Below are 15,416 nucleotides of genomic sequence, written 5' to 3'. Positions count from 1 at the left end.
ACGGCCCCTCGTCGCCAGTCGCCGCACCGGACCCGCCTTGGTGCCTGATCGTCAATGCGACTTACTTTCATCACGCCACTGACGCTAGACTGTCATTTCCCCAGCCTCGGACAGGAGTTCGGCGTGATCCACCTCCGCAGTTTCCCCAGCGACCTGTGCCTGGACAGCCCGCGCCTTCAACTGCGCCCCATGCGCCATGCCGATGCCACGCGCTGGCTGACGATCATGGCCGATCCGGAGGTGATGCGTTACTGGTATCACGCGCCCTGGACCGAGCTCGCCGAGGCCGAAAGCGCCCTGGCCGCCGACCGCCAAGCGTACGCCGCCGGCACGCTGCTCAAGCTGGGCATGTATCGGCGCGACAATGGCGAGCTGATCGGCATGGTGCAGCTGTTCAACATCGACCACGACTCGCGTCGCGGCGAGGTCGGCTATTGCCTGGCCCGTGCCGTACAAGGCCGCGGCTACATGGACGAGGCGCTGACCTGCTTCATCGACTACCTCGCGCACACCCTGCACATGCGTCGCCTGGAAGCGGAAATCGACCCGCGCAACCAGGGCTCGGCGCGCACGCTGGAACGTCAGGGCTTCGTCCTGGAGGGCACGCTGCGCGCCCGCTGGTGCGTGGCTGGCGAACTGTCCGATTCCGGCCTCTACGGCCTGCTCCTGGAGCCGCCCGTGGCCTGAAGCCCGCGTCCGCGGCGTCTTCGCCCGCTTGCCGCGCGCCGCGCCTCGCCACCTGGCAAAACGCAGCTGGTTTGCTCGATCGACCCGCAAATACGTTAAGGTCTGGGCGTTCTCACCCATGATCCCCTGGAGTGCCTGGTTGCCGACCTTCTACCTTGCCCTGAGCCTGCTGCTCTACCTGCTCGCATTGTTCTTCGACGGCGCGCTGATGGGCGCCTCGCGTCACATGCCTGCCCTGCAGATGTTGCTCTACGGCCCCTGGGGCGTGGCGTTCGGGCTGTACGCCTGGTTCGCAAATCCTTTGCTGGCGCTGGCCATCCTCGCTCACCGCCGCCTGCGCTGGCTCGCGCTGCTGGCAGGCGCCGCCGCACTGTACCTGGCCCTGGGCAGCCTGGGCATCGAACGGCTGCCGGACAACCGCAGCTATGCCTTCCACGACGTCACCGGCTTCGGCGTGGGTTTCTACCTGTGGCTGGCGGCGATCCTGACGTTCTGCGCAGGCCAGGCCTGGTGGTGCTTCAAGGTGCGCCGCAGCGACGACATGCCAGGCTGGCACTGGCTGGACGTGAGCCTCATCGCCGCCCTGGCGCTGACGCTCTACGTCGCCACGCAGTTGCCGTCGCTGCGCTTCGATGTGGACCAGGTGATGCTGCCGCCCGAGCCTGAGCAGAGTTTCTGACCGTCAGCGCGCCTACTCGGCGCTTGCTGCTAGGCTGTAGCTTTCCGTGCCTTGAGGACCCGCTTCGATGACCCGTCACTGCTTCGCTGCCCTGTTGACCGGCCTGGCGTTCGCCACCCTGGCGCACGCCGACGACGATTCACCCCGCTACGTGCAGTGCATGGACAAGGCGTCGAGCACGCTGGCGATGAATGTCTGCGTAGGCGATGAAACCCAGGTGCAGGACCTGCGCCTGAACGCCGCCTACAAGCAGCTCATCGCCAAGCTGGAAACCGCGCAGGCCAAGCGCCTGCGCGAAGTGCAGCGCGACTGGATCGCCTTTCGCGACAAGAACTGCCGCTTCCACGCGCAGATCAGCGGCGGCAGTATGGCGCCTGTCGAGCAGGGCATTTGCGTGATGGACATGACCCAGGAACGGGCGGCAGAGCTGGAGCGGATGCTCAAGGCCGAGCAATGAGGCACCTGCAGCCCAGGCATCCTGCGCCTGGACTGATCAGGCCGCCCCGGTCACCGCGCGCGTGATACCCGCGCCCGAAGGTACTCGCGCACTTGCAGCGCGTCACCACAGAACCCGATCCGGCTGGCCTTGGCCTCGCGCTGGTGGGCGTACATCGGGTCGTAGTACTCCTTGAGCAAGCCCTCGATCCAGCCCCGGTGCAGCCCTACCTCGCCACTGCGCAACTGTTCGTCCAGCGCCTGCTCCAGCAGCCCGTGCAAGCGCTGGAAGCGCTCGCCACCCAGGCGCTTGTGGATGTTGACCAGGCTCTGACGCAGGCGCTCGGCGAACAGCTGGCGGCCCTGTTCCTCGCCGTGCACGGCAACGAATTCGGCGCACAGGTCGATCACGTAATCGCGCAGGATACGCTCCACGCGCTGGTCGAAGCGGTCTTCCAGCCATACCAGCGGGTACTGCTGCATGCCCTGGTAGAGAGGCAGTGGCACCGAGCAACTGCCGATCAGCCGTCCTTCGTCTTCCAGCACGAACTGCTCTACGCCGCGTGCGCGCTTTTTCAGCACATCGATGGCCAGGCGGTTCTCGAAGTCGATGGGCGAGGGCTGCGCGGTGGCCCGCTTGCCGAAGCTGGAGCCACGATGGTTGGCATGGCCTTCGAGGTCCAGCACATTGTCCAGGCGCTGCAACACGTCGGTCTTGCCGGTGCCGGTGAGGCCGCCGATCAGCACGAAGTCGCATTCGGTCACGGCGCGGTCGAGGTTGTCCAGGAGGTAGCTGCGCAACGCCTTGTAGCCGCCGTGGATGCGCGGATAGTCGATGCCTGCTTCTTTCAGCCAGCCCTGCACGATCTGCGAGCGCAGGCCGCCGCGAAAGCAGTACAGGTAGCCGTGGGGATGGGCCTTGGCGAATGCCGCCCAGGCCTCCAGGCGCTGCGCCTTGAGCGCGCCGTGGACCAGTTGATGACCCAGCGCGATGGCCGCGCCCTGGCCCTTCTGCTTGTAGCAGGTGCCCACCTTCTGCCGCTCCAGGTCGTTCATCAGCGGCAGGTTGACCACGCCTGGAAAGGCGCCTTTGGCGAATTCGACGGGCGCGCGCATGTCCATCATCGGCACATCGTCGAGGAACAGCGAGTGGAAGTCGGTGCAGTCGGGGCGCATCAGATCACCTCGACTGCGCAGGTCTGTCGCTCGACCAGCGTACCGATCGGCGCCAGCGCCAGGCCCAGCTCGGCGGCGACGGCGAGAAACTCGCCCTGGCCCTGCGCGCTCACCGCCACCAGCAGGCCGCCGCTGGTCTGCGGGTCGCACAACAGGTGCTTCTGTTCATCGCTCAGGGCGCCGACCTTGTGACCATAGCTCTCGTAGTTGCGCAGGGTGCCGCCAGGAATGCAGCCCTCGGCCAGGTAGTGCTCCACGCCCGGCAGGCGCGGCACGGCGGCGAAGTCCAGGCGGGCAGTGAGGCCGCTGCCCTCGGCCATTTCGAGCAGGTGCCCGAGCAGGCCGAAACCGGTCACGTCGGTCATGGCCCGGACGCCGTCGAGCTTGCCGAAGCGGCTGCCAGGGGTATTGAGCGTGCACATCCAGTCCCGCGCCAGCCCCTGGTCCTCGGGGCGCAGCCTGGCCTTCTTCTCGGCCGTGGTGAGAATGCCGATGCCCAGCGGCTTGGTCAGGTACAGCGTGCAGCCCACGGTAGCGGTATCGTTGCGCTTGAGCTGGCGCTTGCCGACCACACCGGTCACGGCCAGGCCGAAGATCGGCTCGGGGGCGTCGATGGAGTGCCCGCCCGCCAGCGGAATACCCGCTTCGGCGCACACCGCGCGGCCCCCGCGAATCACCTCGCGGGCGACCTCGGGCGGCAGCACGTTCACCGGCCAGCCGAGAATGGCGATGGCCATCAGCGGGTCGCCGCCCATGGCGTAGATGTCACTGATGGCGTTGGTAGCAGCGATGCGGCCGAAATCGTAGGGATCGTCGACGATGGGCATGAAGAAGTCGGTGGTCGAGACCACGCCGCGTTCGTCATCCAGGGCATACACGGCGGCGTCGTCGCGCGAGGCATTGCCCACCCAGAGCCTGGGGTCCAGCGCCTGGGTGCCGCTTTCGGCGAGGATCACGTCCAGCACCTTGGGGGAAATCTTGCAGCCACAGCCAGCGCCGTGGCTGTACTGGGTCAGGCGAATCGGCTCGCTCATGGGCACCTCGGCATCGTGTAGAGGGGCGAGTGTAGCAAAGGGGCGGCCCGCACTGGGCAGTGGGCAGCTGCAAGCTGCACGACGCGGCCAGGTGCTGAACGGGCCGATGGCGCCGGGGCACTGGCACGCTCCGCGCGCGCCTGGGCAGGCGCGGCCTGCTGGCGTCGTGCGACTTTGCGCGATGCATGCGTGGCGCTCGGCGCGCTTGCCGCTAGAATAGCGGTCCAACCCTTCCGCTTTAACGTGCAGCCACCTGCAGATGCCCCCAGGAGCCACCCATGCTGAAACGTCCTCTGGCACTCGCCGCCGGTCTTGTGCTTTCGTGCTGCGCCGTGGTGGCGCAGGCGGCCGATACCTTGCGTGTCAGCGCCATCCCCGATGAAGCGCCCACCGAACTGCTGCGCAAGTTCAAGCCCCTGGGCGAGTACCTCGAACAGCGACTGGGCATGAAGGTGCAGTTCGTGCCGGTCGCCGATTACCCCGCAGTGGTCGAGTCCCTGGCCAGCGATCGCCTCGACCTGGCCTGGCTGGGCGGCTTCACCTTCGTCCAGGTGCGCCAGAAGGACCCGACCGCCACGCCGCTGGTGCAGCGTGAACAGGACGCCCAGTTCACCAGCAAGTTCATCACCGCCAACCCTGCGGTCAACAGCCTGGCCGACCTCAAGGGCAAGACCTTCGCCTTCGGCTCGATCTCGTCCACCTCGGGCAGCCTGATGCCACGCTACTTCATGCTCAAGCAGGACAACATCAAGCCGGAAAGCTACTTCAGCCGCGTCGCCTATTCCGGCGCCCACGACGCCACCGCCGCCTGGGTGCAGTCGGGCAAGGTCGATGCCGGCGTGCTCAACGCCAGCGTGTGGCAGAAGCTGGTCGATGCCGGCAAGGTCGACACCAGCAAGGTGCGCGTCTTCGCCACCACGCCTACCTACTACGACTACAACTGGACCGTGCGCGGCAACATGGACCCGGCGCTCAAGGAGAGGATCAAGCAGGCTTTCCTCGCCCTCGACCCGGCCAAGCCCGAGCAGAAGGCGATCCTCGACCTGCAGGCCGCCAGCCGCTTCATCGAGACCACGCCGCAGAACTACGTCGGCACCGAACAGGCTGCCCGCGAGGCCGGCCTGCTCAAGTGAGCATCGCACTCGAAGGCATCTCGCTTCGCCATGGCCCGGTGCGCGCGCTGGACGCCGTGAGCCTGCGCATCGAGCGTGGTGAACGGGTCGCGGTGATCGGTCCTTCCGGCGCCGGCAAGTCCAGCCTGCTGCAGGTGCTGGCCAGCGCCGTGCCGCCCAGCAGCGGACGCCTGCAGTTGCTCGGCGAGCAGCCCTGGGCGCTGTCCACGGGCGCTCGCCAGCGCCTGCGCGCACGGGTGGCGCTGGTGCACCAGGCGCCGCCCCTGCCACCGCGCCAGCGGGTGGTCACCGCCGTGCTGGCCGGGCGCCTGGGCCAGTGGGGCACCCTGCGCGGCCTGCTCAACCTGCTGCATCCCAGCGATATTCCCGGTGCGCGTCAGGCCCTGGCCGAACTAGGCCTGGCCGACAAGCTGTTCGTGCAGTGCGGTCAGTTGTCCGGTGGCCAGTTGCAGCGCGTCGGCATCGCCCGTGCACTGTACCAGCGGCCTGAAGTGCTGTTGGCCGACGAGCCGGTCTCGGCCATGGACCCGGTGCTGGCCAACCACAGCCTGGGCCTGCTCGACCGCCATGCGCGCGAGCGCGGGGTGACCCTGGTCGCCAGCCTGCACGCGGTGGACCTGGCCCTGGCGAATTTTCCCCGGATCATCGGTATCCGCGACGGTGCAGTGCTGTTCGACCGTGAAGCCGCTGCCGTCAGCGACGCCTTGCTCGATACCCTCTACGCCAACGAGCAACTGACGGCGGCGGTGCCCGTACAGTCGAACCTGACGGTGCAGATTCCACGATGCTGAACGCTGTCGCCCGCGACCCGGCTGCGCTGCCGCGCCTGCTGCTGACGCTGCTGTGCCTGGCGGTGCTGTGGCCGGGTGTGCACCTGAGCGAGGTGAACCCGGCGGTGCTGCTCCAGGCCGAGAACCGTCAGCAAATGGCCAGCTTCCTCGGCGGCTTCTGGCCACCGGCGCACGATCACGACTTCCTCGCCGTGCTGCTCGACGCCACCTTGCAGACCCTGGCCGTGGCCACGGCGGGCATGGCCCTGGCGCTGCTGGTGGCGATCCCGGCCAGCCTGCTGGCCAGCCGTGCGCTGTCGTTGCGCGCGGCTTCGCGCGGCGGCCGGCCCGGCCCGTGGTCGCGGCTGGCGCGCCTGCCGCTGCGCGGCCTGCTGGTGTTCCTGCGCAGCGTGCCGGAAATCGTCTGGGCGCTGCTGTTCGTGCGCGCGGTCGGGCTCGGGCCGACCGCAGGCGTGCTGGCCATCGCCATCACCTACAGCGGCATGCTCGGCAAGGTCTACGCCGAGATCTTCGAGTCGGTCGACCAGCGCCCGGCCCACGCGCTGATGCAGGGCGGCGCCGGTCGCCTGAGTGCCTTCGCCTACGGCATCCTGCCGCTGGCGGCGGCCGAGGGCGTGTCCTACACCGTCTACCGCTGGGAGTGCGCCGTACGCGCCTCGGTGGTGATGGGCTTCGTCGGCGCGGGCGGGCTGGGCCAGCAGATCGACCTGTCCATGCGCATGTTCGCCGGCGCCGAGGTGGCGAGCATGCTGCTGGCGTTCCTGCTGCTGGTGATGCTGGCCGACGGCCTTAGCCGCCTGCTGCGCGGCAGGCTTGCATGAACCGCCTGGTCAATGCACTGGTGCTACTGGGGCTGGTCGCGGCCGTGGTGGCGTCCTTCAGTTACCTGCAACTGGACCTCGCCTCGGTGCTCGGCAACGGCGGGCTGGGACAGATGGGCGAGTACGCTGCACGCTTCCTCAGCCCCGACCTGTCCGCCGAGCACCTGCGTGCCGTCGGCCGCGGCGCGCTGGAAACCCTGGCGATGTCCGGGCTGGGCACGTTGCTGGCGATGCTCGTCGGCCTGCTGCTGGCGCTGCCCGCGGCCGGGCGCTTCGGTTGGCCGCTGCACGCGCTGTCGCGGCTGCTGCTCAATGCCCTGCGGGCGATTCCCGAACTGGTCTGGGCCGCCCTCACGGTGCTGGCCGCAGGCCTCGGGCCGAATGCCGGCACCCTGGCCCTGGCGTTGCACACCGCAGGGGTGCTGGGCCGGTTGTTCGCCGAGGCGCTGGAAAATGCGCCGCCCGAGCCGGCCGCGGCGATTCGCCTGCAAGGCGGTGGTCAGCTCGCCGCCTTCTGCTTCGGCACCTTGCCCAACCTCTGGCCGCAACTGCTGGCCTACAGCCTCTACCGCTGGGAGAACAACATCCGCATGGCCAGCGTGCTCGGTTTCGTCGGCGCGGGCGGCCTGGGGCAGATGCTCTACACCACCCTCAGCCTGTTCCAGGAGGCGCAGGCCAGCACCGTGATCATCGCCATGCTGGCGCTGGTGCTGCTGGTGGACGCGTTCAGCGACCTGCTGCGCCAGCGTTACGTGCGCGCCTGATCGGCCTGCTCGGTCCAGTCCACGCATTGCGCTTCGCGCTGCATCGACTCCAGGTTGCGCTCGATGGTCTCGCAGATGGTGTCCATCTGAATCTGGTGCTCGCTGCGGCGGAACGGGCTCTGCAGGTCGGTGCCGATGCGCTCGATCGCCAGCAGCATGAAGCCCACCACGGTGGACGCCAGCGGGGTGAACCATTCCAGCGACTCGACCAGGCCGATCGGCACGATCACGCAGAACAGGGTGATGAACAGCCGTGGAAAGTACACATAGGGGTAGGGCAGCGGCGTATTGGCGATCCGCTCCATGCCGCCTTGCGCATTGGACAGGTCCACCAGGGTCGACTCCAGCCGCGCCAGACGAATGCTGTCCAGGCGCCCGGCCTTGTATTCACGCGCCAGCAGCGCGGCGGAGCCGGCGAGAATGTCGTTGGCGAAATTGTTCGAGCCGTTGCGCCGCTCGAATTCATGGTGCGGAATGAACGCCATCAATTCCGCAGGGCAAGGCTCGCCCTTCAGGTGCGCCGCCAGGCAGTTCACATAGGCCACATGACGGCGCAGCAGGGTGGCCTTCACCGGATTGAGCGTGGCATCGGCATCGTCCACCAGCGTCAGCACCTGCCTGGCGAAGCTGCGCGAGCTGTTGACCAGGGCGCCCCACAGGGTGCGCGCCTCCCACCAGCGGTTGTAGGCGCTGCTGTTGCGAAAGCTCACCAGCACCACCAGCGCCGAGCCCAGCAGAGTCAGCGGAATCAGCGGCAGGCTGAACTTGCTTTCCATGAACAGCATGAAGTCCAGGGTTACCAGAATGTCCCACAACAGCAGCCACAACAGCGACCAGCCGATGTAGTTGAAGGTCTTGAACACCAGGCGGGCCTTGCGCACCAAGTAGTTTTTCACACGCAGTCTCTCATCGTAGAGCGGATGAGGATCGGACGTCGGCGGCGGCACAAGGTTCGCGAGAGAGGAGGGTTGCCGGTGGATGGTTACGCAGCGAACTGTCGGAAATTCGCATGGGCCAATTTGAACACCGCTTTTCACTAGTGGCACAATGCCAAATAACATCGAACCCCAGTGCCCCGCCGGCCTGGCTGCCCGTCCGGTGCCCCAGGGACAGTCCCTCTTTCGGTGATCTGCGATGAACCAGCGAGCAGGTAAGGGCCTTTCCTTCGCCAAGCGCATGTACGCGCCGCGTGCCATCGGCACCGGCCTCGGCTTTTTCTGCGTGATGATCGGCCTGTGGCCGCTGCAACCGGCCTGGTGGGTCTGGACCCTGATGGTGCTGCACGGTTTCGTCTGGCCCCACCTGGCGTACCAGATCGCCCGCCGTGCCCCACAACCCTTCGTCGCCGAGCAGCGCAACCTGGTGTTCGACGGCTTCGCCGGTGGCTGGTGGGCCGGGGCGATGGGGCTCAATCCCCTGCCGAGCGTGATCATCCTGTCGATGATCGCCATGGACAAGATCGCCGCTGGCGGCTGGCGCATGCTCATCAAGACGGTCATCGCCCAGGCGCTCGGCATCGCCTTGGGCCTATGGCTGTTCGCGCCGCCGCTGTTCCCGCCCACCACCCAGGGGCAGATGCTGGCGTGCCTGCCGATCCTGCTGATCTATCCCATGGCCATCGGCCTGATCTGCTACCAGGTCACGGTCCAGCTCGGCCAGCACAAGCGCGCCTTGGCACGTCTCAGCCAGACCGACAGCCTCACCGGCCTGATCAACCACGGCGCCTGGAAGGACCTGCTGCTGCGCGAGTTCCAGCGCTGTCGGCATACCGACCAGACCAGCGTGCTGGCGCTGATCGACATCGACCATTTCAAGCGAATCAACGACGTGCACGGCCACCTGCGCGGCGATGACATTCTGCGCACCCTCAGCGCCTTGCTCCCCACCCACCTGCGCAAGAGCGATCTCATGGCCCGTTACGGTGGCGACGAGTTCTGCGTGATGCTGCCCGGCGCCGCCATGGCCCAGGCCGAGGAAATCCTCGAGCGCCTGCGTCAGGCCGTGGAACTCTACCGGCACCCCGAACTGCCCGAGCAGCGATTGAGCCTGAGCATCGGCATCGCCGCCTACGGTGCCCACCAGCCCAGTGCCGACGGCTGGCTGCACGAGGCCGACATGGCGCTGTACCAGGCCAAGGGCGCGGGTCGCAACCGCATCGTGGTGGCAGGACGCGCGGCCGCTGCGCTGTAGACACGCCTCGCGACTAACTGGCTGCAGGGGCGCGGCCCCCTGTTCGGGGTGTTCGTCGTGCTCCCCACAAGGGCCACAGAGACATCCCACACATCCCTTCGCCTCCATCCCAGTGCGCTAACCGCTGCCGGGCCGTTAAATGCTCGCGCACGGCGCCTGCGTTTTCGTGGGCTGTCGCCAGAAAAACAACGACAGGAGGTGTTTCTTGACCCTGATGGCCAAGCGGTTCCAGCGTTTCACTCAGGTCGGCTGGGGGGCGATGGACCTGCTCATCGTGCTGGTCTACGCCGCCGACAACTGGCGCCGTGGCGACATTCCGTTCTGGACCGACCTGTGCAGCTTTCTCGAGCTGGCCGCCGCACAGGTCGAGCTCGCCTACCTGATCGGTTTCGCCAGCCTGGCGGTGTACCTGACGGTGCTCATCAGCGCCTGCCTGTTCCTCAAGGGCGCACGCTCAGCGGCCTATCTCGGCCTGGCCCAGGCCCCGTTCCGAGTGATCCTGGTGCCGTCGATACCGACCGCGCTGCTATGGCCGGACCCGCTGATCGAACCGGCCGGCTGGCTTGTGTTCTTTCTCAGCCTCATCGCCGAAGTGGTGAAGGTTTGGAGCTTGCTGTTGCTGCTGCGCAGCCAGAGCGGTACCGAGCCGGGCAGGCAGGTTACGGTGTGAGTGAACGACCCCAGGCACTGTTGTCCGGTGCCTAGGGCGTGTTGCACTCCGCTATCGTTGCTCGGCCGGCTACACGGCAGTGAGCAACATCGTCGACCTGGACTATGGCCTCCTGTGTTTCCGAGCTGCCTACGCGGCAGTCGATATTAATTCAATGCCCATGCCAGCTCTGGAACTTTTCTGAGCTGCCGTGTAGGCAGCTCAGAAAGCGGGCACCGCGCGTTACGACCCAACCGGCGCGTTCACTGCCGTGTAGGCAGCTCAGAAAATCAGCCAGCGGCACATGCCCGGCGCTGGCCAGTTCACTGCCGTGTAGGCAGCTCAGAAAATGCCGTTGGAGTGGCTCTCGAATCGGACATCCGTTCACTGCCGTGTAGGCAGCTCAGAAATGCGCCTTCATAGCCCAAACTCCTGATCGATGGTTCACTGCCGTGTAGGCAGCTCAGAAACTCTTCGCCAGCGCCAGCGCCAGCGCCAGCGCCCGCGCATCGCGCAGCACGTTCACCGCCGTGTAGGCAGCTCAGAAAATCAGGTTGGCGCAAAGCTATGCGGGAGGACAGTTTCTCTCCTTCAACATGCTTCCTTGCCCGCAGCCTGTGCGCCTAAGGACCTACAGCATCCGAGGCAACATGCTACAACCGTGCACGGCTGCAAACGTTCTGTGAGGCCAGCCACTAGGGAAAGCCAGCCCCAGGGACTATTCTAGGCCCACACCCTTCGAGGCCGCCCCCATGTCCATTGCCGACAACCTGCTTGCCTTCACTTTCGCCGCTACCCTGTTGACAATCACGCCCGGCCTGGACACTGCGCTCATCCTGCGCACCTCGGCCGTCGAAGGCCGCGCACAAGGCTTGCGCGCCGCGCTCGGCATCAACGTCGGCTGTCTGATCTGGGGCGCCGCAGTCGCCTTCGGCCTGGGCGCCCTGATCGCCGTTTCCGAACTGGCCTACGACATTCTCAAATACTGCGGCGCCGCCTACCTTGCCTGGCTCGGCCTCAACATGCTGCTGCGCCCCAGGAAATCCCTGGCCCCAGCCCAGTCCGAAGCGCCGCGCACCCACAACTGGTTCCTCAGGGGCCTGTTCGGCAATCTGCTCAACCCCAAGATCGGCATTTTCTACGTATCGTTCCTGCCGCAGTTCATCCCCCAGGGCGAGCCACTGATTCCCTGGACCTTCACCCTGGTGGCCATCCATGTGGTGCTCGGCGTACTCTGGGCCGCGGCACTGATCGGCGCCACCCGTTCGCTCTCCGGCGTGCTGCGCAAAGGCCCGGTAATCGCCTGGATGGATCGCACCACGGGCGTGCTGTTCATGATCTTCGCCGCGCGACTGGCCTTGAGCCGACGGTGACGAGGATCATGCCATGATCACGCCCCCCAACATCCTCTAAACCCCCGACTGGTACTGCGCCCGTTCCGCGAGACGCCGCCGACCTGTTCGAGTACCTGCACCTCTCAATTCGGCTGATCCAGGAGTGCCTTGAGAACTCAGGGCATCTTGGATGACTTTGTAGGCGTCGTAAGTTGAGACACTCTTTCTGACAACTAGCCGTGAGATCGATCCTGTCGCCAGAGAACAGTCGAGAGTACTTTTATCGTGAGAGCCGCGTGGACGAAGCGCTTAAACGTGATCGACCCATGGAGGCCGGCAGCGCTGCACCACCCAATGGGTTCCTCTTCAGGAAAAGGGGTCGCCTATGCATCTTCATGCTGCACGACGCGTCTATGGGCAAACGAGACGCATCAAGCAGCGCCATGTCGAAGCTGATGATCATTGGCCTCAAGAGGGCAAGTCTTGGCACTGGCGTCCTGTAGTAGCGGATACCGTGTACGAATACAGGGGAGGGGGTTTCTGGCCATGAGCGTCAGTTCGAGACAAAGAGGTATTCAGCTTTGGTGGGGCAGCATGGACGCCTTGATCATCGCGTTATATGTATCAGGCAGTTTTCGCATGGGAGACATTCCTTATTGGGAGGATCTCAAGCGGATTATCGTGCTCGCGACCGAGCACAGCGACATGGCTCTTTGGTTGGGGTTAGGCAGCTGGGTGCTGCATGTGTCGCTGATTGTGAGCAGCATCCTGTTCTTGACTGGGGCACGATCAGCGGTCTATCTCGCGCTGGTTCAGTCACCGTTTCGACTACTTATTCTTCCATCGATCCCTCTTTCGCTATTTTGGTCGAGTGAACTGAGTCATTCAGTACCGTGGTTGTTTTTTCTCTTGGGAATGATCACGGAGTTTGTCAAGGTATCGAGCTTGGTTTGGTTGCTGAAAAACTATAAGTAGCCATCCCGGCTGCGGGCTGTTCGGGGTGGAATCTCCTTTCGCTCTCTGAATTTTTGCTGACGTAATCTGACTGAATTTCCTTGCTCGTAGTGTCGCCAACGCTCGCAGCCACAAATCAAAAAAAACCGACGCGAAGGTCGGTTTTTCACATCTTGCTGTAGAGCGAAACGCCTGCTCCATTTCATCACGCCGCTCATATCACGTGCCACACAAGCAATGTAGTCCTGGCAAGTACGGGCCGCCGCACGTCATAAGATCGACGGCCTCACACGGGTTCAGTGCCAGTAACACCTCTGCACGATCGTAAACGCGTCGTTCACCAGGAATACTTCACGCTGGTCAACAACGTGCGGCGCATACCCGGATAGCACTCGTACGAGTCATCGCAAGAAGCGACGTATTGGGTGTCGAGCAAGTTCTGCGCGTTCACCGAGACCGTCACGTTGCTGTTGATCGGGTAGCTCGCCCCGACATCGAACAGCGTGTAGTTGTCGATGTGGTAGGTGTTGGCGTTGTCGCCGTACAGCACGCCGGTGTAGCGGGCACCTGCGCCCAGGCTCAAGCCGTCCAGCGCCGTGTCGTGGAAGGTGTAGTTCAGCCAGGCGGAGGCCATGTGCTTGGGCACGTTGGCCGGGCGATTGCCTTGGTCGCCGTTATTGCTCTTGGTGATCTCGGCGCGGGTATAGGTGTAGGAAGCCAGCAAGTCCCAGTTGCGGTCCAGACGGGCCTTGATCTCCGCTTCGATACCCTTGGATCGTTGCTCGCCGGAAGCCACCGAGTAGCCCGTCGTCACGCCGCCCACGATCTCGTTGGTGGTGACGTTGGTCTTGGTCAGGTCGTAGGCGGCCAAGGTCATCAGCACGTCGTCGGTTGGCTGATACTTCACGCCCACTTCCCATTGATGGGCCTCGCTGGGGTCGAAGGCGCTGCCGGTGCGGTCGGTTCCGGTGTTGGGCATGAACGACTCGGCATAACTGACGTAGGGCGCCAGGCCGAAGTCGGTGAGATAGGTCAGGCCCAGGCGCCCGGTGAAGGCGTTGTCCTTCTGGTTGGTCGAGGCGCCGACGTGGTTGTCCAGGTCGTTGCGCACATAGTCGTAACGGCCGCCTGCGGTGAGAATCCAGTGGTCGTCGAACTTGATCTGATCCTGCAGGTAACCACCCACTTGTTGAATGGTCTGGTCGTAGTTGATGGAACTCAGGCTGTTGGCTGCCGAAGGCCGGGCGACGCTCTGGCCGTACTGCGGGTTGTAGATGTTCAGGCTCGGACCGCGTGTGCGCCAGCGAGTGATATCGGCGTCCTGCCAGGCGTAATCCACGCCCATCAACAGTTTATGGGTCAGAGGCCCGGTGTCGAAGTCGGCCTGCAACTGGTTGTCGAGGTTGAAGGTGTCCATGTGCTGGTCGAAGCGGTCGGCGATACGCGTGACGTTGCCAGTGCCTGGATCGACCGCGGCGGGCAGCAGGTTCTGGAAGATCAGGTCGACTTGCCCGTAACGCGCGTTCTGACGGAATTCCCAGGTGTCATTGAAACGGTGGCGGAACTCGTAGCCGAGGGTGTACTGATCCTGGTCGAAATGGTTGTAGCTGTGGTCGCCCATCAGGATGTTCGTGGTATGGCCACTGGGCGTGCTGTAGGCGAACAGCGAACCGCCGTTATGGTCGCGCATGAAATCGCTGAGGAAGGTGAAGCTGGTGTCTTCGTCCGGTGCCCAGGTGAACGACGGCGCGATGTACAGGCGGTTGTCTTCCAGCTCGTGGCCGTCGGCGTAATCGACTTGGGTGTTGGCATCGCGGGCCAGGCCGACCACGCGGTAGAGCAAGGTCGGATCGTTGTTCAGTGTGCCGCCGATGTCGAATTGGCCTTGCAGGCGATCGTGGTTGCCCCCGGTCAGCTGCACTTCGTTGGTGTGGTCGGCCTGCGGTTTCTTGCTGACGCGATTGACGATACCGCCCGCATCGCCCTGACCGAACAGGGTGGATGAAGGGCCGCGTGCCACGTCGATACGGTCGAAGGCGTACGCTTCGCTACGAAAGAACGCGTAGCTGTTGTTCTGCTGGCGCAGGCCGTTGAGGTAGTCGCTGCTGGACTGGCCGTTGAAACCGCGAAGGTACAGCCAATCGAAGCCTTTGGGGTCCAGGCCATAGGCCTCGACCTTCACGCCGGGCACGTAGCGCAATGCGTCGGTGACCGTCTGCGCGCCCTGGGCCTGCATCTGCTGGCGGGTGATGACGGAAATCGACTGGGGCGTCTCGACGATCGGTGTGTCGGTCTTGCTGCCGGTGCTGCTGCGGGTGGCGACATAGCCCTCGCTCGGACCCGAGGCAGGCTCCAGGGTTTTGCCGGAAATGGCGGTAGGGCTCAGTTGCACGGCGTCGTCGGTCATCGCCACCAGCGAGTAGCTGCCGTTGCCCAGCAGGACCGCTTGCAGTCGGGTTCCGGCCAACAGCTGGCGCAGACCGGCGTCCACGGTGTAACGGCCATGCAGCGCTGACGAGCGCTGGCCTTGCGCAGCTTTTGGGTCGTAGGAAATGTTGACACCCGTCGTGGTCGAGAACTGCGCCAGCGCAGCGCCCACCGCACCTGCGGGGATGTCCAGGCGGATATCACCTGCGGTCTGCGCCCACGCGCTGGGCGCGGCCATCAGGGCGCCCAGGGGCACGCTCAGGGCGAGGCTCATGACGCCCTGGGCAATGGCGCGTTTCAGCGGATCGGGTCGGTGGTGGGTGGGCGTTGAGGCAGACATGC

At 65.1% G+C, this 15,416-nt stretch carries 15 protein-coding genes and 1 CRISPR repeat array; of the genes, 11 read left to right on the top strand and 4 right to left on the bottom strand.

Features of this window, described 5'->3' with window-relative positions; genetic code table 11:
- The first annotated feature begins 123 nt into the window (after nucleotides 1-123).
- From IAE34_RS12510 to IAE34_RS12500, 3 genes are all read left to right on the top strand, one after another.
- Entirely contained in the window at nucleotides 124-687 is a 564-nt protein-coding gene (locus IAE34_RS12510; RefSeq protein WP_200139267.1) for a GNAT family N-acetyltransferase, read from the top strand.
- Nucleotides 688-826: 139 nt separating this feature from the next.
- Complete coding sequence (locus IAE34_RS12505) at nucleotides 827-1,366, top strand: hypothetical protein (RefSeq protein ID WP_200139335.1); 540 nt, start codon at nucleotides 827-829, stop codon at nucleotides 1,364-1,366.
- Between the two features lie 67 nt (nucleotides 1,367-1,433).
- The gene (locus IAE34_RS12500; protein WP_200139266.1) at nucleotides 1,434-1,823 is read left to right on the top strand and encodes a lysozyme inhibitor LprI family protein; all 390 of its coding nucleotides are present in this window, start codon (nucleotides 1,434-1,436) and stop codon (nucleotides 1,821-1,823) included.
- A gap of 50 nt (nucleotides 1,824-1,873) precedes the next feature.
- Here IAE34_RS12500 and mnmH read toward each other — a convergent pair whose 3' ends face one another.
- Together mnmH and selD are read right to left on the bottom strand one after the other, a co-directional pair.
- Complete coding sequence (gene mnmH, locus IAE34_RS12495; protein ID WP_200139265.1) at nucleotides 1,874-2,977, bottom strand: tRNA 2-selenouridine(34) synthase MnmH; 1,104 nt, start codon at nucleotides 2,975-2,977, stop codon at nucleotides 1,874-1,876.
- Nucleotides 2,977-4,011 (bottom strand): selenide, water dikinase SelD, encoded by a 1,035-nt coding sequence (selD, locus tag IAE34_RS12490; protein ID WP_200139264.1) that lies wholly within the window; start codon nucleotides 4,009-4,011, stop codon nucleotides 2,977-2,979. The genes mnmH and selD overlap by 1 nt, the downstream gene beginning before the upstream one ends.
- 278 nt (nucleotides 4,012-4,289) lie before the next feature.
- Here selD and IAE34_RS12485 point away from each other — a divergent pair, with 278 nt between their 5' ends.
- Genes IAE34_RS12485 through phnE form a run of 4 tightly spaced genes read left to right on the top strand, consistent with a single transcriptional unit; the run spans nucleotide 4,290 to nucleotide 7,520 of the window.
- Nucleotides 4,290-5,144: a putative selenate ABC transporter substrate-binding protein gene (locus tag IAE34_RS12485; RefSeq protein ID WP_200139263.1), complete on the top strand. Its 855-nt coding sequence runs from the start codon at nucleotides 4,290-4,292 to the stop codon at nucleotides 5,142-5,144.
- Nucleotides 5,141-5,935 carry a phosphonate ABC transporter ATP-binding protein gene (locus IAE34_RS12480; RefSeq protein WP_200139262.1) on the top strand — a complete coding sequence of 265 codons (795 nt, stop codon included), beginning with the start codon at nucleotides 5,141-5,143 and terminating at the stop codon, nucleotides 5,933-5,935. Before IAE34_RS12485 ends, IAE34_RS12480 begins: the two co-directional genes overlap by 4 nt.
- Nucleotides 5,929-6,756, top strand: a complete 828-nt coding sequence (locus IAE34_RS12475; RefSeq protein ID WP_200139261.1) for a PhnE/PtxC family ABC transporter permease — start codon at nucleotides 5,929-5,931, stop codon at nucleotides 6,754-6,756. The genes IAE34_RS12480 and IAE34_RS12475 overlap by 7 nt, the downstream gene beginning before the upstream one ends.
- A complete protein-coding gene (gene phnE / locus IAE34_RS12470; protein ID WP_200139260.1) occupies nucleotides 6,753-7,520 on the top strand; it encodes a phosphonate ABC transporter, permease protein PhnE in 768 nt (255 codons plus the stop codon). The genes IAE34_RS12475 and phnE overlap by 4 nt, the downstream gene beginning before the upstream one ends.
- On the opposite strand, the gene IAE34_RS12465 is transcribed toward phnE, so the two are convergent.
- Nucleotides 7,505-8,416, bottom strand: coding sequence for a bestrophin family protein (locus IAE34_RS12465; RefSeq protein ID WP_200139259.1), 912 nt, complete (start codon nucleotides 8,414-8,416; stop codon nucleotides 7,505-7,507). The genes phnE and IAE34_RS12465 overlap by 16 nt on opposite strands.
- Before the next feature lie 238 nt (nucleotides 8,417-8,654).
- Here IAE34_RS12465 and IAE34_RS12460 point away from each other — a divergent pair, with 238 nt between their 5' ends.
- The 4 genes from IAE34_RS12460 to IAE34_RS12445 all read left to right on the top strand — a co-directional run bounded on the left by IAE34_RS12460 (nucleotide 8,655) and on the right by IAE34_RS12445 (nucleotide 12,668).
- Nucleotides 8,655-9,710 carry a diguanylate cyclase gene (locus tag IAE34_RS12460; protein WP_200139258.1) on the top strand — a complete coding sequence of 352 codons (1,056 nt, stop codon included), beginning with the start codon at nucleotides 8,655-8,657 and terminating at the stop codon, nucleotides 9,708-9,710.
- A 205-nt stretch (nucleotides 9,711-9,915) separates the two neighbouring features.
- A complete protein-coding gene (locus IAE34_RS12455; RefSeq protein ID WP_200139257.1) occupies nucleotides 9,916-10,380 on the top strand; it encodes a hypothetical protein in 465 nt (154 codons plus the stop codon).
- Nucleotides 10,381-10,560: 180 nt separating this feature from the next.
- Nucleotides 10,561-10,907: a CRISPR direct-repeat array (repeat unit 28 nt; unit sequence GTTCACTGCCGTGTAGGCAGCTCAGAAA).
- Nucleotides 10,908-11,111: 204 nt separating this feature from the next.
- Nucleotides 11,112-11,732 carry a LysE family translocator gene (locus tag IAE34_RS12450; protein ID WP_200139256.1) on the top strand — a complete coding sequence of 207 codons (621 nt, stop codon included), beginning with the start codon at nucleotides 11,112-11,114 and terminating at the stop codon, nucleotides 11,730-11,732.
- A 555-nt stretch (nucleotides 11,733-12,287) separates the two neighbouring features.
- Nucleotides 12,288-12,668 carry a hypothetical protein gene (locus IAE34_RS12445; RefSeq protein ID WP_200139255.1) on the top strand — a complete coding sequence of 127 codons (381 nt, stop codon included), beginning with the start codon at nucleotides 12,288-12,290 and terminating at the stop codon, nucleotides 12,666-12,668.
- Between the two features lie 316 nt (nucleotides 12,669-12,984).
- Here IAE34_RS12445 and IAE34_RS12440 read toward each other — a convergent pair whose 3' ends face one another.
- Nucleotides 12,985-15,348, bottom strand: coding sequence for a TonB-dependent siderophore receptor (locus tag IAE34_RS12440; protein WP_442793238.1), 2,364 nt, complete (start codon nucleotides 15,346-15,348; stop codon nucleotides 12,985-12,987).
- Nucleotides 15,349-15,416: the final 68 nt, after the last annotated feature.

Source organism: Pseudomonas sp. S30, from assembly GCF_016518545.1.
Lineage (GTDB): Bacteria > Pseudomonadota > Gammaproteobacteria > Pseudomonadales > Pseudomonadaceae > Aquipseudomonas.
Note: the sequence above shows the minus strand (reverse complement) of the source record. Positions and strands in the feature narration are given on the sequence as shown.

Excerpts from the sequence above, each read along its gene's own strand:
- IAE34_RS12460 (WP_200139258.1), top strand. The coding sequence starts at position 8,655 with ATGAACCAGCGAGCAGGTAAGGGCCTTTCCTTCGCCAAGCGCATGTAC.
- phnE (WP_200139260.1), top strand. The coding sequence starts at position 6,753 with ATGAACCGCCTGGTCAATGCACTGGTGCTACTGGGGCTGGTCGCGGCC.
- IAE34_RS12500 (WP_200139266.1), top strand. The coding sequence starts at position 1,434 with ATGACCCGTCACTGCTTCGCTGCCCTGTTGACCGGCCTGGCGTTCGCC.
- IAE34_RS12475 (WP_200139261.1), top strand. The coding sequence starts at position 5,929 with ATGCTGAACGCTGTCGCCCGCGACCCGGCTGCGCTGCCGCGCCTGCTG.
- mnmH (WP_200139265.1), bottom strand. The coding sequence starts at position 2,977 with ATGCGCCCCGACTGCACCGACTTCCACTCGCTGTTCCTCGACGATGTG.
- IAE34_RS12450 (WP_200139256.1), top strand. The coding sequence starts at position 11,112 with ATGTCCATTGCCGACAACCTGCTTGCCTTCACTTTCGCCGCTACCCTG.
- selD (WP_200139264.1), bottom strand. The coding sequence starts at position 4,011 with ATGAGCGAGCCGATTCGCCTGACCCAGTACAGCCACGGCGCTGGCTGT.
- IAE34_RS12440 (WP_442793238.1), bottom strand. The coding sequence starts at position 15,348 with ATGAGCCTCGCCCTGAGCGTGCCCCTGGGCGCCCTGATGGCCGCGCCC.
- IAE34_RS12485 (WP_200139263.1), top strand. The coding sequence starts at position 4,290 with ATGCTGAAACGTCCTCTGGCACTCGCCGCCGGTCTTGTGCTTTCGTGC.
- IAE34_RS12445 (WP_200139255.1), top strand. The coding sequence starts at position 12,288 with ATGGACGCCTTGATCATCGCGTTATATGTATCAGGCAGTTTTCGCATG.